Origin of the sequence: Pantoea sp. T14 (assembly GCF_036663535.1) — a bacterium.
In the GTDB taxonomy this organism is placed as follows: Bacteria; Pseudomonadota; Gammaproteobacteria; order Enterobacterales; family Enterobacteriaceae; genus Pantoea; species Pantoea phytostimulans.
In genome coordinates this window covers 447,801-467,793 of the sequence record NZ_JAWUEB010000026.1, presented here as the reverse complement: position 1 = coordinate 467,793, position 19,993 = coordinate 447,801, and the positions used below count along the sequence as shown (strand labels likewise).

General features: G+C 53.4%; 18 protein-coding genes. 13 read left to right on the top strand and 5 right to left on the bottom strand.

Translation table 11 applies throughout. From position 1 onward, the window contains the following. Nucleotides 1-164: 164 nt before the first annotated feature. The 3 genes from fruB to fruA are packed head-to-tail and all read left to right on the top strand — an operon-like array spanning nt 165 to nt 3,944. A complete protein-coding gene (gene fruB, locus SC127_RS17225; RefSeq protein WP_332627206.1) occupies nt 165-1,295 on the top strand; it encodes a fused PTS fructose transporter subunit IIA/HPr protein in 1,131 nt (376 codons plus the stop codon). Then, complete coding sequence (gene fruK, locus SC127_RS17220) at nt 1,292-2,230, top strand: 1-phosphofructokinase (RefSeq protein ID WP_215846185.1); 939 nt, start codon at nt 1,292-1,294, stop codon at nt 2,228-2,230. Before fruB ends, fruK begins: the two co-directional genes overlap by 4 nt. 16 nt (nt 2,231-2,246) lie before the next feature. Then, nucleotides 2,247-3,944 (top strand): PTS fructose transporter subunit IIBC, encoded by a 1,698-nt coding sequence (gene fruA / locus SC127_RS17215; RefSeq protein ID WP_243077548.1) that lies wholly within the window; start codon nt 2,247-2,249, stop codon nt 3,942-3,944. 57 nt (nt 3,945-4,001) lie between these two features. Here the strand turns inward: fruA and nfo are convergent, their stop codons facing one another. Then, a complete protein-coding gene (gene nfo, locus SC127_RS17210; protein ID WP_332627205.1) occupies nt 4,002-4,847 on the bottom strand; it encodes a deoxyribonuclease IV in 846 nt (281 codons plus the stop codon). Nucleotides 4,848-4,901: 54 nt separating this feature from the next. Then, nucleotides 4,902-5,957: a YeiH family protein gene (locus SC127_RS17205; protein WP_332627340.1), complete on the bottom strand. Its 1,056-nt coding sequence runs from the start codon at nt 5,955-5,957 to the stop codon at nt 4,902-4,904. Between the two features lie 103 nt (nt 5,958-6,060). On the opposite strand from SC127_RS17205, the gene SC127_RS17200 reads away from it, so the two are divergent. The 5 genes from SC127_RS17200 to SC127_RS17180 all read left to right on the top strand — a co-directional run bounded on the left by SC127_RS17200 (nt 6,061) and on the right by SC127_RS17180 (nt 11,041). Next, nucleotides 6,061-6,441 (top strand): YkvA family protein, encoded by a 381-nt coding sequence (locus SC127_RS17200; protein WP_215846187.1) that lies wholly within the window; start codon nt 6,061-6,063, stop codon nt 6,439-6,441. A gap of 9 nt (nt 6,442-6,450) precedes the next feature. After that, nucleotides 6,451-7,317, top strand: coding sequence for a DNA-binding transcriptional regulator YeiE (gene yieE, locus SC127_RS17195; protein ID WP_332627204.1), 867 nt, complete (start codon nt 6,451-6,453; stop codon nt 7,315-7,317). Between the two features lie 209 nt (nt 7,318-7,526). Further along, nucleotides 7,527-8,993, top strand: coding sequence for an amino acid permease (locus SC127_RS17190; protein WP_215846188.1), 1,467 nt, complete (start codon nt 7,527-7,529; stop codon nt 8,991-8,993). Nucleotides 8,994-9,182: 189 nt separating this feature from the next. Beyond that, a complete protein-coding gene (locus tag SC127_RS17185; protein WP_215846189.1) occupies nt 9,183-10,256 on the top strand; it encodes a FecCD family ABC transporter permease in 1,074 nt (357 codons plus the stop codon). Then, nucleotides 10,253-11,041: an ABC transporter ATP-binding protein gene (locus SC127_RS17180; RefSeq protein WP_243077550.1), complete on the top strand. Its 789-nt coding sequence runs from the start codon at nt 10,253-10,255 to the stop codon at nt 11,039-11,041. Before SC127_RS17185 ends, SC127_RS17180 begins: the two co-directional genes overlap by 4 nt. 205 nt (nt 11,042-11,246) lie before the next feature. Here SC127_RS17180 and fghA read toward each other — a convergent pair whose 3' ends face one another. The 3 genes from fghA to ptrR all read right to left on the bottom strand — a co-directional run bounded on the left by fghA (nt 11,247) and on the right by ptrR (nt 14,222). Further along, nucleotides 11,247-12,089 carry an S-formylglutathione hydrolase gene (gene fghA, locus SC127_RS17175; protein ID WP_243077551.1) on the bottom strand — a complete coding sequence of 281 codons (843 nt, stop codon included), beginning with the start codon at nt 12,087-12,089 and terminating at the stop codon, nt 11,247-11,249. Between the two features lie 12 nt (nt 12,090-12,101). Next, a complete protein-coding gene (locus SC127_RS17170; protein ID WP_243077552.1) occupies nt 12,102-13,226 on the bottom strand; it encodes an S-(hydroxymethyl)glutathione dehydrogenase/class III alcohol dehydrogenase in 1,125 nt (374 codons plus the stop codon). Between the two features lie 84 nt (nt 13,227-13,310). After that, nucleotides 13,311-14,222, bottom strand: coding sequence for a putrescine utilization regulator PtrR (gene ptrR, locus SC127_RS17165; protein WP_215846193.1), 912 nt, complete (start codon nt 14,220-14,222; stop codon nt 13,311-13,313). Nucleotides 14,223-14,327: 105 nt separating this feature from the next. Here ptrR and SC127_RS17160 point away from each other — a divergent pair, with 105 nt between their 5' ends. The 5 genes from SC127_RS17160 (at nt 14,328) to mglB (ending at nt 19,953) form a co-directional block, all read left to right on the top strand. Then, the gene (locus tag SC127_RS17160) at nt 14,328-15,455 is read left to right on the top strand and encodes a YbfB/YjiJ family MFS transporter (RefSeq protein WP_332627203.1); all 1,128 of its coding nucleotides are present in this window, start codon (nt 14,328-14,330) and stop codon (nt 15,453-15,455) included. 125 nt (nt 15,456-15,580) lie between these two features. Further along, on the top strand, nt 15,581-16,246 hold the full coding sequence (folE, locus tag SC127_RS17155) for a GTP cyclohydrolase I FolE (RefSeq protein WP_215846194.1): 666 nt from the start codon (nt 15,581-15,583) through the stop codon (nt 16,244-16,246). 49 nt (nt 16,247-16,295) lie between these two features. Then, nucleotides 16,296-17,456 (top strand): DUF418 domain-containing protein YeiB, encoded by a 1,161-nt coding sequence (gene yeiB, locus SC127_RS17150; RefSeq protein ID WP_243077554.1) that lies wholly within the window; start codon nt 16,296-16,298, stop codon nt 17,454-17,456. Between the two features lie 147 nt (nt 17,457-17,603). Beyond that, on the top strand, nt 17,604-18,644 hold the full coding sequence (gene galS, locus SC127_RS17145; RefSeq protein WP_215846196.1) for an HTH-type transcriptional regulator GalS: 1,041 nt from the start codon (nt 17,604-17,606) through the stop codon (nt 18,642-18,644). A gap of 313 nt (nt 18,645-18,957) precedes the next feature. Next, nucleotides 18,958-19,953 (top strand): galactose/glucose ABC transporter substrate-binding protein MglB, encoded by a 996-nt coding sequence (gene mglB / locus SC127_RS17140; protein WP_215846198.1) that lies wholly within the window; start codon nt 18,958-18,960, stop codon nt 19,951-19,953. Nucleotides 19,954-19,993 lie beyond the last annotated feature (40 nt).

Here is a 19,993-nt window from a genome sequence, read left to right as displayed (position 1 = left end):
CAAAAATATGCTACGCCGTTTGCGCATTTTCTTGCCTGCTTGAATGCGCTGTACCAGAATCCTTGAAACGTTTCAGCGTTGTCTGCGAAACCATCTTCGTAGTGGGCAGCGTCTATTTTTGCCATCAAGCTGAAACGATTCAATTTCAGCAAGCGAGGAGAATTATGTTCCAGCTCGAATTGCAGGCTATCCACACCGGGGCCAGCGCGCAAAACAAAGAAGACGCTATTCGTCAGGTTGCTGCGGCGCTGACCGCTGCCGGAAACGTCGCAGAAGGCTACGTTAACGGCATGCTGGCGCGTGAACAGCAAACCTCTACTTTTCTCGGTAATGGCATCGCCATACCACACGGCACCACCGACACGCGTGACTTAGTGTTAAAAACGGGCGTGCAGGTATTTCAGTTTCCGCAGGGTATTGCCTGGGGCGAAGATCAAACCGCCTATGTCGCTATTGGTATCGCCGCGAAGTCTGACGAACACCTTGCGCTGCTGCGTCAACTCACCCATGTATTAAGCGATGACAGCATTGCCGATCAGCTAAAAACCGCCTCGGCTGAAGAGCTGCGTGCGCTGTTAATGGGGGAGAAACAAGCTGCTGAATTCAGTTTTGATACCTCATTAATCAGCGTCGATGTGGCAGCAAAAGATTTAATCACGTTGCAGGCGCTTAACGCCGGACGTTTACAGGCTGCGGGTGTGGTGGATGCGAGCTACGTTGCCAGCGTAATTTCTGCTGCGCCGTTAAGCCTTGGTCAAGGCATCTGGCTGAGTGACAGCGCCAGCGGTAATGTGCGCAGCGGTGTAGCAGTAAGCCGTGCGGCAACGCCGTTTGACCATCAGGGCGAGCAGGTTGCCATGCTGGTGAGTGTGGCAGCCACTGACGATCGTCCGCTGGAGGTGCTGGGCTATCTCAGCACGCTGCTGCTGAACAACAAAGCCGATCGTTTAATCAAAGCAGATGCCGCTGGCGTTTACGCGTTGCTGACCAGTGAAGTCGATGAGCAGGCAGAAGTCTTAACCGCCGAATTTACTATCCGTAACGAACATGGTCTGCATGCGCGTCCGGGCACCGCGCTGGTTAGCGTGATCAAACAATTTAATAGCGACATTACCGTGACTAACCTTGATGGCAGCGGTAAGCCAGCTAATGGCCGTAGCCTGATGAAGGTTGTGGCACTTGGCGTGAAAAAAGGCCACCGCCTGCGCTTTACTGCCAGCGGCGAAGATGCACAACAAGCGCTAACCGCCATTGAAGAAGCGATCACCAGCGGTTTAGGCGAGGGGGCAGCATGAGCAGACGCGTAGCAACCATTACGCTAAATCCCGCTTACGATTTAGTCGGCTATACACCAGAGATCGAACGCGGTGAAGTCAACCTGGTAAAAACCACCGGTTTGCACGCGGCGGGTAAAGGCATCAACGTCGCGAAAGTACTGAAAGATCTTGGTATTGATGTGACCGTCGGTGGCTTTCTGGGTAAAGAAAATCAGGATGGTTTCCAGCAGTTATTCAGCGAGCTGGGCATCGCTAACCGCTTTCAGGTAGTGCCAGGCCGAACGCGCATTAACGTGAAGCTCACTGAGCAAACCGGTGATGTAACTGACCTGAACTTTTCAGGATTTAACGTGACTTCACAGGACTGGGATCGCTTCACCAGCGACTCGCTAACCTGGCTCGGTCAGTTTGATATGGTCTGCGTTAGCGGCAGCCTGCCGGAAGGCGTTGATCCCGCAGCGTTTACCCAATGGATGAGTGACTTACGTACCCTTTGTCCGTGCATCATTTTCGACAGCAGCCGTGAAGCGCTGGTAGCAGGCTTGAAAGCGGCGCCATGGTTGGTCAAACCAAACCGTCGCGAGCTGGAAATTTGGGCGGGTCGCAAACTGCCTACGCTGCAGGATGTGATTGGTGCTGCACACGAACTGCGCGAGCAGGGCATTGCGCATGTCGTCATTTCTCTGGGGGCTGAAGGTGCACTGTGGGTCAATGCTTCAGGTGAATGGCTGGCTAAACCGCCAGTGTGTGACGTTGTCAGCACGGTAGGCGCAGGCGATTCCATGGTCGGCGGCTTGATTTATGGTTTGCTGATGCGTGAATCCAGTGAACACACACTGCGTCTTGCGACGGCGGTGGCGGCAATGGCCGTCAGCCAGAGTAACGTGGGCATAACCGATCGTACTCAGTTGGCCGCAATGATGGCGCGCGTCGACTTAAAACCCGTTAACTAACAGCAGGAGAGCGATAATGAAAACGCTGCTGATAAAAGATCCTTCACTGGGTCTGGCTTCCGCTTACATGGCAAAACAGCGCCTTACCGCCGCGGCGGCGCAGGCGGGTCTGACAATCACTGAAAACCCGGCAGAGGCCGAACTGGCGATCGTCATCGGTCATGAAATTCCGAATGACGCGGCGCTGAACGGCAAATCTGTCTGGCTGGGCGATGTGCAGCAAGCTGTACGTGAGCCAGAACAATTCCTTAGCCGGGCAAAAGCCGAAGCCAAAAGTTGGCAGGCGACAGCGGAAGTGGCGGCACCTGCTACCACTGCGCAGGCTGGCGGTCAAAAACGTATCGTAGCGGTAACCGCTTGTCCGACGGGCGTCGCGCATACCTTTATGGCAGCCGAAGCGATCCAGTCTGAAGCCACTAAACGCGGCTGGTGGGTAAAAGTTGAAACCCGCGGTTCAGTGGGTGCGGGCAACGCCATCACGCCAGAAGAAGTGGCCGCAGCCGATCTGGTGATCGTCGCCGCTGATATTGAAGTCGATCTGGCGAAATTTGCCGGTAAGCCGATGTACCGCACATCAACCGGTTTAGCGTTGAAGAAAACGGCACAAGAGCTGGATAAAGCAGAAGTCGAAGCGAAACCGTATAAACCTTCTGGTGCGCAGGGCAGTAACAGTCAGGAAGACAAAAAAGAGGGTGGCGCAGGCGCGTATCGTCACCTGTTAACCGGCGTTTCCTACATGCTGCCGATGGTGGTAGCGGGCGGTTTGAGCATTGCGCTCTCTTTCGCCTTTGGTATCACCGCGTTTAAAGAGCAGGGCACGCTGGCGGCGGCCTTGATGCAGATTGGCGGCGGTAGCGCCTTCGCCTTAATGGTGCCGGTGTTGGCAGGTTTCATCGCCTTCTCTATCGCTGACCGTCCGGGTCTGACGCCAGGCTTGATTGGCGGCATGCTGGCGACCAGCATCAACGCCGGTTTCCTTGGCGGAATCATCGCGGGCTTTATTGCCGGTTATGCTGCCAAACTGATCAGCAGCAAAGTCAAGCTGCCACAAAGTATGGAAGCGTTGAAACCAATATTGATCATCCCGCTGTTTGCGAGCTTGATTACCGGCCTGCTGATGATCTATGTGGTCGGTAAACCGGTTGCTGGCATCATGAGCGGCTTGACAACCTGGTTAGCAAATATGGGCACTGCGAATGCGGTCCTGTTGGGCGCGATCCTTGGCGGCATGATGTGTACCGATATGGGCGGCCCGGTGAACAAAGTGGCATATGCCTTTGGTGTGGGTTTGTTGAGTTCACAAACCTATGCGCCAATGGCCGCCATTATGGCAGCCGGTATGGTTCCACCGCTGGCGATGGGTTTAGCCACGCTGGTTGCACGACGCAAGTTCAACAAAGGTCAGCAGGAAGGCGGCAAAGCGGCGCTGGTTCTTGGATTGTGCTTTATCTCTGAAGGTGCGATCCCGTTTGCGGCGCGTGATCCCATGCGCGTCCTGCCATGCTGCATTGTCGGCGGCGCGGTGACCGGTGCTATCTCCATGGCAATTGGCGCCAAACTGATGGCACCGCACGGTGGCCTGTTCGTGCTGTTGATTCCTGGCGCGATTACCCCGGTGTTGGGTTATCTGCTGGCGATTGTGATTGGTACGGCAATCGCGGGCCTGAGTTATGCAGTATTGAAACGTTCAGAAGAAGAGTTGGTGAAAGCCTAATTTCTGCGGAAATGCATCAGCAAAAATGAAAGGGAGCCGGTTGGCTCCCTTTTTCATTCAAGCTTGCTGCTGCGCCTTCAGCCAGGCAATTTCATCTTTCCAGATATCAGGATTGATGGTTTCCAGAATCAGTGGAATGCCATCGAAACGCGAATCTTTCATTATCCAGCTAAACACGGTTTTACCGATGTTGCCTTCGCCAAGACTGTTGTGACGGTCTACCCGGCTGCCGAAAGCACTTTTCGCATCGTTCAGGTGCATGCCGCGCAGATACTTAAAGCCAACGATGCGCTCAAATTCAGCGAAGGTGGCAACGCAGTCCTCTTCAGTGCGCAAATCGTAGCCACCCGCAAAGGCGTGACAGGTATCAATACAAACGCCAACACGCGATTTGTCTTCAACATGCTCGATGATGGTGGCCAAATGCTCAAAGCGGAAGCCCAGATTGCTACCTTGCCCTGCGGTATTTTCAATCACCGCTGTCACGTTTTGGCTTTTATCCAGCGCAATATTGATCGATTCCGCGATGCGCTTCAGGCAGGCTTCCTCTTCAATCTGCTGCAAATGGCTGCCCGGATGGAAATTAAGTAAGGTCAGTCCTAACTGATCTGCTCGCTGCATCTCATCCAAAAACGCGTCGCGTGACTTTTCCAACGCATCCATCACTGGATGCCCCAGGTTAATCAGGAAGCTGTCGTGAGGCAGGATTTGCTGCGGGCCGTAATTGTATTTTTCACAGGCGGCGCGAAAAGCATCGATCACCTCAGTGGAAAGGGGAGCCGCTTTCCACTGACGCTGATTCTTGGTAAACAGAGCGAAGGCGGTGGCTTCAAGCTCATGAGCGCGAATCACTGCCTGGTCCACACCGCCAGACGCGCTGACGTGTGCGCCGATATATTTCATGCCGTTCTCCTGAAGTGGCTATGCACAGATGAACCGGCATGATACCCGATGCGCTTAGCCCATGAAATGTTGCGCCAGCAGATTGATACCACCGCCGCCCACGATCAGCCAGCTAAACACCATCGCCCCTAACAGCAGCGGTTTGATACCGGCATTGCGCAGTGCGCTGAAGCGCGTGGTTAATCCCAGCGCGGCCATCGCCATGGCCAGCAATAAATTTGCCAGTTGATTAAGCGCGGTGACAGCGTAGGCGGGCAATATATGCAATGAGTTGAACACCGCGACCAGCACAAACAACAGAGCAAACCACGGGAACGTCACGGGTCCCTGCGTCTGCGTACCGCGCTGCTGGCGACGTAATACGCCGCCAAGGCATAACAGAAACGGTGCCAGCATCATCACGCGCAACATTTTCGCAATCACTGCGCTGTTTTCTGCATCCGGGCCAAGCGCGTGACCCGCCGCGACAACCTGCGCCACTTCATGAATGGTCGATCCGGTAAAAATACCAAACTGCGTCAGGCTGAGAGTTGGAAAAAGGGCGTGCGCCAGCGGCCACAGCAGAGGATAGATAAAAATAGCCAGCGTACCGAACAGCACCACAGTAGCGATGGCCACCGCAACTTTAGACGGTGCTGCTTTTATCACCGGTTCTGTGGCTAATACCGCAGCGGCACCACAAATACTGCTGCCTGCGCCAATCAACCACACCGTGTCGCGGTCCAGTTTCAACAAACGTCTACCGAGCAGGCAGGTTATAAAAAAGGTGCTGCTTAAGGTCAGCGCATCAATCACAATGCCGCTCACACCTACATCGGTGATTTGCTGCAGGGTAATACGGAAGCCAAACAGGATAATGCCAAGGCGCAAGAGTTTTTGCTTGGCCAGCGCCACGCCAGCATCGCAATGCGTTGCCAGCGGAGAATAAATGCTGTTGCCCACGACAATGCCCAGCATGATCGCCAACGTTAACGCGCCGAGGCCAATGCCGCTAAGCCAGGGTTGATTTGCCAGCCAGGCTGCCGCTGCGGCAATCGACGCGGTCAGCAGTAAACCGGGAAGCCAATGCTGAAAAGGTAGCTGCGTTTTGTTGAAAGTGAGTTCGGTCATCATCGTTGCTCCTGTTTGAAGTTCGATCATGCGGCTCACTAGCTTAAAAGTGAAATTGATAATATATTTAATATTAACCGGTATAAGTAATAAGGCAGGGGATATGCTGTTTGGAAGACTTCGCCGCTGGGCCGCCTTGATTAAACGAGATGTTTTAACCTTGTGGTTTGCCTGTCGCGATCCGCGTACGCCATGGTGGTTCAAATTAATTTCGGTGGGATTGGTCGCGTACGCGCTTAGCCCGATTGATTTGATCCCCGACTTCATCCCCATCGTTGGTCTGCTGGATGATGCGATTATTATCCCGCTCGGCGTGATGATCTTGCTGAAGTTGCTGCCGCGTGAAATACGTATCAGCAGTATCGAAAGTGCCGAAGTTCAACGTGCGCGTGGCAAAAAAGTGGTCAGCGGGTTCGGATTGATCCTGATGTTGCTGATTTGGCTCGGCGTATTGGTTTATCTTGTAAACCATTACGCAATGTAGGGGAAACGCATGCATATTACGCTGCGTCAGGTTGAAGTGTTTACCGAGGTATTAAAAAGCGGCTCGACAACGCAGGCTTCGCAAGTGCTGGCGTTATCGCAGTCTGCGGTCAGTGCCGCGCTGGCCGATTTGGAAGGACAGCTGGGTGTACAGTTGTTTGACCGTGTCGGTAAACGACTGGTGTTGAATGAACATGGTCGTCTGCTCTATCCGCGCGCTGTGGGTTTGCTGGAACAGGCGGGAGAAATTGAGCAGCTGTTTAAAGAAGACAACGGCGCTATTCGTATCTACGCCAGCAGCACCATTGGTAACTATTTACTGCCGGGCATGATTGCCGGTTATCGCCGTGACTTCCCCGGTTTGCCGCTGGAGCTGAGCGTCGGCAACAGTCAGGACGTGATCAATGCAGTGTCAGATTTTAGGGTCGACGTTGGGCTGATCGAAGGGCCGTGCCACATGACGGACTTGGTCAGTGAAGCCTGGCTGGAAGATGAACTGGTAGTGTTCGCCGCGCCAGATGCAGAGATTTTGCAGCAGCCAGTTACGCTGGAGTCATTGGGTGCGGCGCCATGGATCTTGCGCGAACGTGGCTCCGGCACGCGTGAAATTGTCGATTATCTGCTGTTATCGCATTTGCCCTCTTTCCAACTGGGCATGGAGCTTGGCAATTCAGAAGCGATCAAACACGCAGTACGTCATGGCATGGGTATTAGCTGTTTATCGCGTCGGGTGATCAGTGATTTGCTCGATGCAGGAACGCTGGTGGAGCTGAAAATTCCGCTGCCGCGCCTGACGCGCACCCTTTATCGTATTCATCATCGTCAAAAACATATCTCAAAAGCGTTGACGCGTTTCCTCTCCTATTGCCGCGAATAACGCGTTCAAGCAACCTGTAAGCCTCATGCGTGAGGCTCCACCTTCTGGCTTAACCCTGGCCTTAAGCCTGAATATTGCCGGTAAAAAGAGTGGGTGCTAATAATTTCGCGTCTATCATGAAGGTAACTTATAACAGCGCACCTTTGCTATACAGAGCAGGCTTAGCTGCTACAATCGCGCCTCATTTTTATCTGACGTAGCGTTTACACATGCATAACGACTCAAATACAACACAACAGCCTGCGTTAAGACGTGCGTTGAAAGCGCGTCATCTGACGATGATCGCCATTGGGGGTTCGATAGGAACCGGCCTGTTTGTCGCTTCGGGTGCCACCATTTCTCAGGCGGGGCCGGGCGGTGCGCTGCTCTCCTACGCGCTGATTGGCTTGATGGTCTATTTCCTGATGACCAGCCTTGGCGAATTGGCAGCCTTCATGCCGGTTTCCGGTTCTTTTGCGACCTATGGCGCAAAATATGTTGAAGAAGGCTTTGGTTTCGCCCTTGGCTGGAACTACTGGTACAACTGGGCCGTCACCATCGCTGTTGATCTGGTCGCTTCGCAGTTAGTGATGAATTACTGGTTTCCCGACACGCCAGGCTGGATCTGGAGCGCGCTGTTCCTCTGCCTGATGTTCCTGATGAACTACATTTCTGTAAAAGGATTTGGTGAAGCAGAATATTGGTTCTCACTGATCAAAGTCGTTACCGTCGTCATCTTCATCGTGGTTGGCGTACTGATGATTACGGGCATTATGCGCGGTGCAGAAAACGCGGGTTGGCATAACTGGCAGGTAGGCGATGCGCCGTTTGCCGGTGGATTTGCTGCAATGATAGGCGTGGCGATGATTGTCGGCTTCTCCTTTCAGGGCACCGAGCTAATCGGGATTGCGGCGGGTGAATCAGAAGATCCGGGGAAAAACATTCCGCGTGCGGTGCGTCAGGTATTTTGGCGTATCCTGCTGTTTTATGTGTTTGCCATTCTGATTATCAGCCTGATTCTGCCGTATACCGATCCACAATTGCTGCACAACGACATCAAAGATATCAGCGTCAGTCCGTTTACCTTGGTGTTCCAGAATGCCGGTTTGCTTTCAGCGGCAGCGGTAATGAATGCGGTGATTCTGACTGCAGTGTTATCAGCAGGTAACTCGGGCATGTACGCCTCAACACGCATGCTTTACAACCTGGCGAGCGAAGGCAAAGCGCCGCGCATCTTCGCCAAACTGTCGAAAGGCGGTGTGCCGCGTAATGCATTGTGGGCCACAACCGTAGTCGCGGGCCTCTGTTTCCTGACGTCGAAGTTTGGTAATCAAGAGGTCTATCTGTGGCTGCTGAATACCTCCGGAATGACAGGTTTCATCGCCTGGTTGGGTATTGCGATCAGTCATTACCGCTTCCGTCGTGGCTATGTGGCGCAAGGGCGCGATCTCAACGCGTTGCCTTATCGTTCAGGTTTCTTCCCGTTGGGACCGATTTTCGCCTTTGTGCTCTGCCTGATTATCACGCTAGGCCAAAACTATCAGGCGTTTCTTAACGACAGCATTGACTGGTATGGCGTGGCGGCCACCTACATTGGTATTCCGCTGTTCCTGATTATCTGGTTTGGCTACAAGTTGACACGCGGCAGCCGGTTTGTGAAATACAACGAAATGGAATTTCCGACGCATAAAGACTAATTGATGATGCAAAATAAAAAGCGCGGTGTTTAGGCACCGCGTTTTTTTTTGCTTTATTTGCACCAGATTAGCCAGTCAAATTGATAATTATTATCATCTGCACTATTGTGGCTGCGTTTTCTGTCCGGCCTGGCACTATTTCGCTCCGTTCGGAATTATTCACCATTGGTAAGAACAACAGGGTTAATCATGACAACGGAATCTTCACTGATTACGCAAAGGGATTCTCACAGCACCATTAGCCGTTATCGGCAGACGCTGCGTCGCCGCATGTTGTGGATTGGCGTACTGCTTTTAGCCATTTTGGCTTCGCTGATTCTCGACTTCACGTTGGGACCCGCCGGGCTTTCATTACCTACATTGTGGAACGCACTGCTGCATCCCGCTGGCGTGGACGCCGGTACGCGCGTCATCGTCTGGGATATTCGCTTGCCCTATGCGCTGATGGCGATTGTTGTCGGCTTTTCACTCGGCCTTGCCGGTGCTGAGATGCAAACCATCCTCAATAACCCGCTGGCGAGTCCGTTCACGCTGGGCGTCTCTTCAGCGGCGGCCTTCGGCGCGGCGCTGGCGATTGTGATGGGAATTGGCATTCCCGGTATTCCCGCACAATGGTTTATCTCCGCCAATGCGTTTGTATTCGCGCTGTTTGCCGCGCTGATGCTGGATGGTGTAACACGTTGGACCCGAGTTTCCTCTTCGGGCGTGGTGCTATTCGGAATCGCCTTGGTTTTTACCTTTAACGCGCTGGTCTCAATGATGCAGTTCATCGCCAGCGAAGATACGTTACAAGGTTTAGTGTTTTGGACCATGGGCAGTTTGGCCCGCGCATCATGGGAAAAACTGGGGGTGTTAAGCCTCGCTTTCGGCCTGTTGGTGCCATTCTCCCTGTTAAGCAGCTGGAAGCTGACCGCACTGCGTCTGGGGGAGGATCGTGCAGTGAGCTTTGGTATCGACGTACGCCGTTTGCGCCTCGCGACCTTGCTGCGCATCAGTATTCTTTCCGCGCTGGCGGTGGCATTTGTTGGGCCAATTGGCTTTATTGGCCTGGTTGCGCCGCACATTGCTCGCATGATGTTTGGCGAAGATCACCGCTTTTACCTGCCCGCCAGCGCATTAACCGGCGCGCTGGTGTTATCGATGGCCTCCGTTGCGTCCAAAAACCTGATTCCCGGCGTTATCATTCCGGTTGGCATTGTGACTTCGCTGGTCGGCGTGCCGTTTTTCCTCAGTATTATTTTGCGTCATCGGGGGAATGTATGATGGCAGGTCTGACATTACGCGGCTTTAGCACCGGCTACCCTAAACGCAAAGTGATTGAGAATCTTGACGTGGCGCCTTTGCCGCGTGGTGAAATTACCGTGCTGTTAGGCCCCAACGGCTGCGGTAAATCGACGTTGCTGCGCGCGCTCGCCGGGCTGAATAAAGGCCGTGGCGAGATGTGGCTCGACGACGAAGAGTTAATGACGCAGCCGTTTGCCCGTCGCGCACAACGCGTGGTTTATCTGCCGCAGTCGCTGCCCGCAGGCGTGCACTTGCATGTGCTGGAATCGATTATTGTTGCACAGCGTGCTTCAGGCGGTTTACACAGTGCCGCCAGCGAAGCGGAAATTTTGCATCTGCTGGAGCAGTTGGGTATTGCACATCTGGCGATGCGTTATCTTGATCAACTTTCCGGCGGCCAAAAACAGTTGGTGGGGTTGGCGCAATCGCTGATTCGGCGTCCGGAATTGCTGCTGTTGGATGAGCCGCTTAGCGCATTGGATCTGAATTACCAGTTTCACGTGATGGATCTGGTCCGACGCGAAACCGCTCAGCGTAATATCGTCACCGTGGTGGTAGTGCATGACATCAATATCGCATTACGGCACGCGCAGCATGCTTTGATGCTGAAAGAGGGCAGGTTGATTGCTGAAGGTCAGCCAGACAAAGTGATTACGCCGGAAACGCTGGCGCAAGTTTATGGTGTAGAAGGGCGGATTGAGCACTGCTCACGCGGCATGCCGCAGGTAATGATTGATGGATTAGTGCGCGAAGCGTTAGTTTGAGTTAGCGAAAAGTCGTTTGTCCCCCATCCCGGCCTTCCCCCGCAACGCGGGGGAAGGAGAGGCTGCCACATGTAAACTCGGTGACAGCATGTGGCAGCGTCTTCCTCCCCCACGCGTGGGGGAGGACCGAGGTGGGGGACAGCGAGTACCTAACCCTAAGTGCGAGTACCTAACCCTAAGTGCCAGCATCCAAAAGTATGCGCACTTACACGAGCAGATGCTGCGCATGGAAGCGCAGATGATCCTCAACAAAACTGGCGATAAAGAAGTAGCTGTGATCGTAACCCGGCTGGATCCGCAGCGTCAGCGGGAAATCCATCTCCTGCGCGATCGTTTCTAAACGTTCCGGCTGCAGCTGATCGGCAAGAAACTGATCGCTGTCGCCCTGATCGATCAGGATAGGCAAGCGGTGCTGCACTTCACGCATCAGATGACAACTGTCATATTCACGCCACGCATCACGATCTTCACCTAAATAAGCCTGAAACGCCTTTTGTCCCCAAGGCACATCACTTGGATTAACAATGGGTGCGAACGCAGAAGCGGAAGCAAAGCGACCGCCAAGACGCAGCGCCAGCATCAGCGCGCCGTGTCCCCCCATCGAATGGCCCATAATTGACTGGCGTTCACTGACCTTGAAATTGTCAGCGATCAGCGCAGGCAACTCTTTGCTCAGGTAATCGAACATGCGGAAATGGCTCGACCAGGGATGTTGGGTGGCGTTGAGATAAAATCCTGCGCCCTGACCCAAATCGTATCCTTCGTCGTTTGCCACCTGATCACCGCGTGGACTGGTATCCGGCATGATCAACATCAATCCCAGTTCCGACGCTACGCGCTGCGCACCCGCTTTGGTGGTGAAGTTTTCATCATTGCAGGTCAGCCCGGCAAGGAACCAAACCGCAGGCGGTGGCGCGTCGCCTTTGGGGCTCGGCAGATAAATGCTGAACGTCATCGGGCAATTTAACACGCCCGATTGATGACGCCAGCGCTGCTGCCAGCCGCCAAAGATGCGGTGCTCTTCCAAAAGCTCCAGTGTAGATGCCATAACGCCTCCTGATTACTTTTTAAAATGCACCACAGAACGGATTGATTTACCTTCGTGCATTAAATCAAAAGCGTCGTTGATCTCTTCCAGCGGCATGGTATGCGTGATGAAATCATTCAGGGCAAATTTGCCGTCGAGGTAATCCTGCACAATGCCTGGCAGCTGGCTACGGCCTTTCACACCACCAAAGGCGGAACCGCGCCATACGCGACCGGTTACCAACTGGAAAGGACGGGTAGAAATCTCTTCACCTGCTCCCGCCACGCCGATAATCACCGATTCGCCCCAGCCTTTGTGGCAGCATTCCAGCGCTGAACGCATCACGTTGACGTTGCCGATACACTCAAACGAGAAATCCACGCCGCCATCGGTCAGTTCAACAATCACATCCTGAATGGGTTTTTCGTAATCTTTCGGATTGATCAGATCGGTGGCACCCAGTTTGCGCGCCAGATCAAACTTACTGGTATTCAGGTCAATGCCGATGATGCGACCGGCTTTCGCCATTTTCGCACCAATAATTGCCGACAAACCGATGCCGCCCAGACCGAAGATTGCAACGGTGTCGCCTTCTTTCACTTTAGCGGTGTTCATTACCGCGCCCATGCCGGTGGTTACGCCACAGCCGAGTAGGCAAACTTCTTCCAGTGGCGCTTCTTTGCTGATTTTTGCCAGCGAAATTTCTGGGATCACGGTGTATTCAGAGAAGGTAGACGTGCCCATGTAGTGAAAAATAGGCTTGCCGTCTTTGTAGAAGCGGGTGGTGCCATCTGGCATCAAACCTTTACCCTGTGTGGTGCGAATCGCCTGACATAGGTTGGTTTTGCCAGAAAGACAGAATTTACACTTGCCGCACTCGGGTGTGTAGAGCGGGATAACATGGTCGCCGACTTCGACGCTAGTGACGCCTTCGCCCACGGCTTCGACAATGCCGCCGCCTTCGTGACCGAGAATGGCCGGGAACACGCCTTCAGGATCTGTGCCCGATAAGGTGTAAGCATCGGTATGGCATACGCCAGTCGCAACGATACGTACCAGCACTTCACCTTTTTGTGGTGGCATCAAATCCACTTCTTCAATTTTCAGTGGTTCGCCAGCAGCCCAGGCAACAGCGGCACGGGTTTTAATCATGTTCATGCAAATCCCTCTTCAATCAATGTAACGCGCCAGAAATGATCGCGTACGGATGGTCGTGATGGTTTAAAAATAGTGGCGGAAGCGTTATTCCGCCGCTTTCAATGGATGCATCAGCTCATCGTTAAGCGGACGATCCTTAAATTGTTCAATGATTAAATATTTCAGCGCTTCAACGTTGGGGGTGAAGGCGTCACGTCGCCACATCAACCAAGTGGCGGTATCACGGTATGCCGGCGGCAAGCTGTGCGCTTGAACCCGGCCGCGATCGGGCATCTGTTTCAGCACCGAAGAGGGAATCATCGCGACGCCTGCGCCGCCTGCCACACAGGCCAGCATCGCATGATAAGACTGAATTTCCATCACGCTGTTGGGCGCGGTGTGGCTGTCGCGATACCAGGCTTCTAGCTTGACGCGGTAAGAGCAGCTGTTGCGAAAGGCGAACAGCGTGTCGGCTTGTGCATCGCGCGCATTGGTGATCGGCGCATGATCAAGACTGGTGATCAATGTCATCTCTTCGCGAAAAGCGATGCAGCCGTTGAGATCGTCGTGTTGAACCGGGCCATCCACCAGCGCGGCCGCCAGCGTACCTTCACGGACTCGCTCAATGATTTCACCCGACGTGCCGGTGATTAATGAGAGTGCCACGCTGGGAAAGCGCTGGTGGTAAGCCGCCAGTAAGCCGGGCAGGCGGGTTGCAGCGGTGCTTTCCATCGAGCCGAGCGAAAAATTACCGGCAGGTTCACCAGTACGCGCCATGCTCATCGCTTCATCACTCAACGCCAGAATGCGCTGCGCATAATTAAGGAAGTTGTGGCCCATGGGCGATAAGCGAATGCGCTGTTTCTCACGAATAAACAGATCTACGCCCAACTCTTCTTCCAACTGACGCAGACGCGTGGTGAGATTAGAGGGCACGCGATGCAGTTGTTCTGCCGCGCGCGCCAGCGAACCGCTTTCGGCAACGGAACAGAACATACGTAACTGAACTAAATCCATATCTTCTCTTCTCGTAAACAACTTGGTTAATATTATTCACTTTCCGTGAGTTTAAACATCGCGCATGGTATAAGCAAGTCAGAATAAAACATCAGGAGCTGGGAAATGGCGTTCCGTGTCGCGCTTAGCGCGTTTATTACTTTGTTTGTGGCGATGGGCATCGGACGTTTCGCCTTTACACCGCAGGTACCCTTGATGATTCAGGCGAATCAACTGACGCTAACCAGCGCCAGTCTGGTGGCCGCGCTGAACTACCTTGGTTATTTATGTGGATCGTTTGATGCAATGCGCGCGCATCGACGCGTTGAACTTCGCTTGCAAATGGGCATCTGGGGAGCGGTGATTTTAACGCTGCTTTCTGCCTGCGCCAGCGGTCCATGGCTGCATGGTTTACTCCGTTTCGTGATTGGCTGCGCCAGCGGTTGGGCAATGGTATTGGTCGCGGCCTGGAGCAACGAACAGTTGCATCATCATGCTCGTCCAGGCTTATCCGCCGCAGTCTTTGCCGGACCAGGATGCGGCATTTTTGTCAGCGGTTTGCTTGCGGTGTTGTTACACAGCTTTCAGGTCAGCGCGTCGCTGGCGTGGGCGGCTTACGGTGCGTTAGCCTTGGTATTAGTGGCGTTGATTGCCCGTTATTTACCGCGTCGTGGAGAGTTACATCGGCCCGATCAAATGCCTGAGCCGTTAGTTATGAATGGCAAGCTTAAACGCCTGGTCTGGAGTTATAGCCTGGCGGGATTTGGTTACATTCTGCCCGCGACGTTTTTATCGCAAATGGCCGCAGCGCGCTTTCCTGACAGCGTTTTTGCTCAGTTTGTCTGGCCAATCTATGGCGGGGCATCGGTGATTGGCATTGCTATCGCTATCTTGACGCGTGGCTGGGGTCGCAGCAATACGCGCCTGGCGCTGGCATTGTGGGCGCAGGCGTTGGGCGTGCTTGCTGCTGCTGCGCTGCCGGGATTTAGCGGTTTGCTGATTGGCGCGTTATTAGTGGGGGGCGGCTTCCTGGCCGTGGTGCAACTGTCGCTGCTTTATGCACGCGAATTAGCGCCACAGCACATGCGCTATATGGCAGGCATGCTCACTACCGGTTACGCGCTGGGGCAGTTAGTGGGGCCAATTTTGTCTTCGCTTTCGACCGCGTGGTTACATCGCCTCGAGCCAGCCTTGTGGGTGGCGGGTGTGGGATTGCTGGTGGCGGGACTGTTGGTTTGGCGACGATCAGCGTGAAAAGCTTTCATCACCAATCTTATTGATTGCTGGATTACCGCTGCGGAAAGTTTCACAATACGCGCTCAGAAATTCGGCCCGCGGGGAAACACCAGCGGGCGCATCACCTGCCGGAGAAGAGTAAGATGAGTACCTTAAGTCAGGAAGCCGCCCTGGTTCACGAAACGCTGCTGGCGCGAGGCCTGGAAACGCCATTACGTGCGCCAACGCGTGAAATGGATGACGAAACCCGCAAAAGCCTGATCGCTGGCCACATGACTGAAATCATGCAGCTGCTGAATCTGGACCTGGAAGATGACAGCCTGATGGAGACCCCGCATCGCATCGCTAAAATGTATGTGGATGAAGTTTTTTCCGGCCTCGATTACGCCAATTTTCCAAAAATCACCGTCATTGAAAACAAAATGAAGGTAGATGAGATGGTGACAGTGCGCGACATCACGTTGACCAGCACTTGCGAACACCATTTCGTGATCATCGATGGCAAAGCCACCGTGGCGTATATTCCCAAAGATAAAGTGATTGGCCTGTCAAAAATCAACCGCATCGTGCAGTTTTTTGCACAGCGCCCACAGGTGCAAGAGCGTTTAACACAACAAGTGCTCGTGGCGCTGCAAACGCTGCTGGGCACCAATAATGTGGCAGTGTCGATTGACGCAGTGCATTACTGCGTGAAAGCGCGTGGCGTAAAAGATGCCACCAGCGCAACCACCACAACCTCGCTTGGCGGCCTGTTCAAATCCAGTCAAAACACCCGTCAGGAGTTCCTGCGCGCGGTACGTCATAGCTGAGTCTGAAGGCGGATGAGTTCTTCATCCGCCCCTAATTTCTGGATGCCACATGCAACGCTACCTCGCGCTGGATTTCATTCGTGGATGTGCCATTCTTGGCATCCTGCTGCTTAATATCGTCGGCTTTGGCTTACCCGCCGCCGCCTATCTCAATCCTGCCTGGCACAACAGCCTCAGCACGCCAGATATCTGGACGTGGGCGCTGCTTGATGCTTTCGCCCAGCTCAAATTCCTGACCTTATTTGCATTGCTGTTTGGTGCAGGCCTGCAAATGCAGTTGCCGCGCGGAAGCCGCTGGCTGACGGCACGCTTATCCCTGTTGGTTTTGCTGGGTTTTATTCACGGCGTCTTCTTCTGGGAAGGCGATATCTTGCTGGATTACGGCATTATTGGTTTGGTGGTGTGGCGAATGCTACGCGACGTCCCCGCGACGCGTGCCTTGTTTCATACGGGCGTGCTGCTTTATTTGATTGGCTGCGCGGTGTTGCTGGTATTTGGTTCAATCTCCGATCCTGAACCCACGCGTTCATGGCTGCCTGGCGCCTCAGACTTACAATATGAGCAGTTTTGGAAATTGCAGGGTGGATGGGAAGCGGTACAAAATCGCCTTGATCATCTTTCATCCGGTTTAATGGCGCTGGCCTCGCAGTATGGCTGGCAGCTGGCGGGATTAATGATGATCGGTGCCGCGCTGATGCGCAGCGGCTGGTGGAAAGGGGAGTATTCTCCGCAGCATTATCGCCGTACCGCAGCGATAATGCTGGGCATTGGCTTTACCATTGCGATTCCCGGCGTGCTGGCGCAATGGCTACTGCACTGGGAATTTCGCTGGACCGCTTTTTACCTGCAAGCACCACGCGATCTCGCCAGCCCGTTTATTAGCCTGGGATATGCTGCGCTGTGCCTCGGTTTCTGGACACAGATTTCCCGTTGGCGCATCAGTTACATGATTCAATGCGTTGGCCGTATGGCATTGAGCAACTATTTGCTGCAAACGGTGATCTGCACCACGCTGTTTTATCGTTTTGAATTATTCATGCATTTTGATCGGCTCGGCTTGCTGATGCTGGTTCCGGCTATTTGGCTGGTTAATATTCTGTTTTCTGTCATTTGGTTACGCTTCTTCCCGCAAGGTCCTTGTGAGTGGATTTGGCGTTTCCTTACCCGTCTGGCTGCGGGTAAACCCTCCGCGCAACTTCCCAACAGATAATGACAGAGGTCACAAAGGTTGCAGAATTGTATGTAACCGTTTTCATTGATGTGACGCAATTCACGCTGTAGCGTCTTCGCCCCTGACAAAATAGCGCCGGTATTCTTACCGGCGTGATGCCTTTCTCTTCCTCTGTGGAACTGCTGCATGATAACGATTCGTGATGTTGCCCGTCAGGCTGGCGTGTCGGTGGCGACCGTCTCGCGCGTACTAAATAATAGCAGCGCGGTCACCTCTGAAACCCGTGATGCCGTGTTACAAGCGGTTGATGCGCTGGGTTATCGCCCTAACGCCAATGCTCAAGCCCTGGCAACACAGATCAGCGATACCATTGGTGTCGTGGTCATGGACGTCTCGGATCCTTTTTTTGGCGCGCTGGTTAAAGCGGTGGATACCGTGGCGCAGCGCGTACACAAGCATGTCTTGATCAGTAATTCCTGGCATCAGGAGGAGAGAGAGCGCAACGCCATTGAGGTGTTGATACGTCAGCGCTGCAATGCATTGGTGGTGCATGCGAAAACGCTTTCAGACCATGAACTGGCAAATTTCATGCAGCAGGTTCCCGGTATGGTGGTGATCAACCGCATTGTGCCGGGTTTTGAATCACGCTGTGTCAGTCTGGATAATGTTACCGGTGCATTAATGGCTTCCAGAACGCTTTTGCAACAAGGGCATACGCGCATTGGCTATCTCTGCTCAAGTCATCCTATTGAGGACGTAAGCCAGCGGCGTGAAGGCTGGATGCAGGCGATGAGCGAGCAAGGCATTCGCCCGCAGGAGAGCTGGATTGCCAGCGCGGAGCCTGATATGCAGGGCGGCGAAGCAGCAATGGTAGAGCTTTTAGGCCGCAATCTTAATTTGAGTGCGGTGTTTGCCTATAACGACAGCATGGCAGCAGGTGCGCTCACGGCACTCAAAGACAACGGTATTCAGGTGCCACAGCATTTTTCTGTCATTGGCTTTGATGACATTCCTATCTCGCGTTACACCGATCCTCAATTAACCACTGTACGTTATCCCATTGTTTCTATGGCTAAATTGGCGACAGAGTTGGCATTGCAAGGCGCTGCAGATTTACTGGATGAAAGTGCGACGCACATTTTCATGCCGACGTTAGTGCGTCGTCACTCAGTGGCGCAAAAGCAAAATGTGGACTCCGTCACTAATTCAGGCGATTCAGCCATGTAACCGTTTTCAATCTGTGATTGTATTCACAGTTAATTAACATGGCCCTCACTATGATGGCAGCGTCTTACCGGACTGAAACATTATGTAACGCCACCGCAACGTCGAAGGGCGTGGTTTCAGCAGCCGATTAAAAGGGTTCACAACATTTTTCAGGAAGCGTTAGCGCACAGGGAAGTCAGGTTTGGATGGCAATCCAGCGGCTTAGCATAACGTTTTAGCGTATCCCGCCTTGCCAAATTATTTTACCGATTGTTCTCCCGTCGCTCTGGCGCGGTAGAGCTAAAAAGACCCTGCATAAAAAACCGGAGATACCATGAATAAGAAGGTTTTCACGCTCACAGCACTGGTTGCCAGCATGATGTTTGGTGCAACTGCTCACGCAGCTGACACCCGTATCGGCGTTACCATTTACAAATACGATGACAACTTCATGTCAATGGTGCGCAAGGATATTGAGAAAGAAGCGAAAACGGTGGGCGGCGTGCAGCTGCTGATGAACGACTCGCAGAACGACCAATCCAAACAGAATGACCAAATCGACGTTTTGATGGCGAAAGGCGTGAAAGCGCTGGCTATCAACCTGGTTGACCCAGCAGCTGCCGCCGTAGTCGTGGATAAAGCGCGCAGCAACGACGTACCGATTGTGTTCTTCAACAAAGAACCTAACGCCAAAGTTTTGGCTGGTTACGACAAAGCTTACTACGTCGGCACCGACTCTAAAGAATCGGGCATCATCCAGGGTCAGCTGATTGAGAAGCACTGGAAAGCCACGCCAGCATGGGATCTGAACAAAGATGGTCAGATTCAGTTCGTGTTGCTGAAAGGTGAACCGGGCCATCCAGATGCCGAAGCACGTACCAAATACGTGATCGACACGCTGAACAAAGACGGCCTGAAAACCCAGCAGTTAGCGATGGATACGGCAATGTGGGATACCGCACAGGCTAAAGACAAGATGGATGCCTGGTTATCGGGTCCTAACGCCAAAAAAATCGAAGTGGTTATCGCTAACAACGATGCGATGGCAATGGGTGCTGTTGAAGCGCTGAAAGCGCACAACATGACTTCTGTACCGGTATTCGGTGTGGATGCATTGCCAGAAGCGTTAGCGCTGGTTAAATCGGGCGCGCTGGCCGGTACTGTGTTGAATGATGCAGAAAACCAGGCAAAAGCCACGCTGGATATCGCTAAAAACCTGGCTGATGGCAAGCAAGCACTTGAAGGCACTAACTTCAAGATGGTTGATAAAATCGTCCGCGTACCTTACGTACCGGTTGATAAAGAAAACCTGTCGCAATTCCAGAAATAAATTTGAATCCGGGCGCGGTGAATACCGCGCCTTTTTCACG

Excerpts from the sequence above, each read along its gene's own strand:
- SC127_RS17200 (WP_215846187.1), top strand. The coding sequence starts at position 6,061 with ATGCTGTTTGGAAGACTTCGCCGCTGGGCCGCCTTGATTAAACGAGAT.
- galS (WP_215846196.1), top strand. The coding sequence starts at position 17,604 with ATGATAACGATTCGTGATGTTGCCCGTCAGGCTGGCGTGTCGGTGGCG.
- fruA (WP_243077548.1), top strand. The coding sequence starts at position 2,247 with ATGAAAACGCTGCTGATAAAAGATCCTTCACTGGGTCTGGCTTCCGCT.
- nfo (WP_332627205.1), bottom strand. The coding sequence starts at position 4,847 with ATGAAATATATCGGCGCACACGTCAGCGCGTCTGGCGGTGTGGACCAG.
- yeiB (WP_243077554.1), top strand. The coding sequence starts at position 16,296 with ATGCAACGCTACCTCGCGCTGGATTTCATTCGTGGATGTGCCATTCTT.
- SC127_RS17180 (WP_243077550.1), top strand. The coding sequence starts at position 10,253 with ATGATGGCAGGTCTGACATTACGCGGCTTTAGCACCGGCTACCCTAAA.
- fruB (WP_332627206.1), top strand. The coding sequence starts at position 165 with ATGTTCCAGCTCGAATTGCAGGCTATCCACACCGGGGCCAGCGCGCAA.
- SC127_RS17170 (WP_243077552.1), bottom strand. The coding sequence starts at position 13,226 with ATGAACATGATTAAAACCCGTGCCGCTGTTGCCTGGGCTGCTGGCGAA.
- ptrR (WP_215846193.1), bottom strand. The coding sequence starts at position 14,222 with ATGGATTTAGTTCAGTTACGTATGTTCTGTTCCGTTGCCGAAAGCGGT.
- SC127_RS17160 (WP_332627203.1), top strand. The coding sequence starts at position 14,328 with ATGGCGTTCCGTGTCGCGCTTAGCGCGTTTATTACTTTGTTTGTGGCG.
- fruK (WP_215846185.1), top strand. The coding sequence starts at position 1,292 with ATGAGCAGACGCGTAGCAACCATTACGCTAAATCCCGCTTACGATTTA.
- mglB (WP_215846198.1), top strand. The coding sequence starts at position 18,958 with ATGAATAAGAAGGTTTTCACGCTCACAGCACTGGTTGCCAGCATGATG.
- SC127_RS17190 (WP_215846188.1), top strand. The coding sequence starts at position 7,527 with ATGCATAACGACTCAAATACAACACAACAGCCTGCGTTAAGACGTGCG.
- fghA (WP_243077551.1), bottom strand. The coding sequence starts at position 12,089 with ATGGCATCTACACTGGAGCTTTTGGAAGAGCACCGCATCTTTGGCGGC.
- folE (WP_215846194.1), top strand. The coding sequence starts at position 15,581 with ATGAGTACCTTAAGTCAGGAAGCCGCCCTGGTTCACGAAACGCTGCTG.
- SC127_RS17205 (WP_332627340.1), bottom strand. The coding sequence starts at position 5,957 with ATGACCGAACTCACTTTCAACAAAACGCAGCTACCTTTTCAGCATTGG.
- SC127_RS17185 (WP_215846189.1), top strand. The coding sequence starts at position 9,183 with ATGACAACGGAATCTTCACTGATTACGCAAAGGGATTCTCACAGCACC.
- yieE (WP_332627204.1), top strand. The coding sequence starts at position 6,451 with ATGCATATTACGCTGCGTCAGGTTGAAGTGTTTACCGAGGTATTAAAA.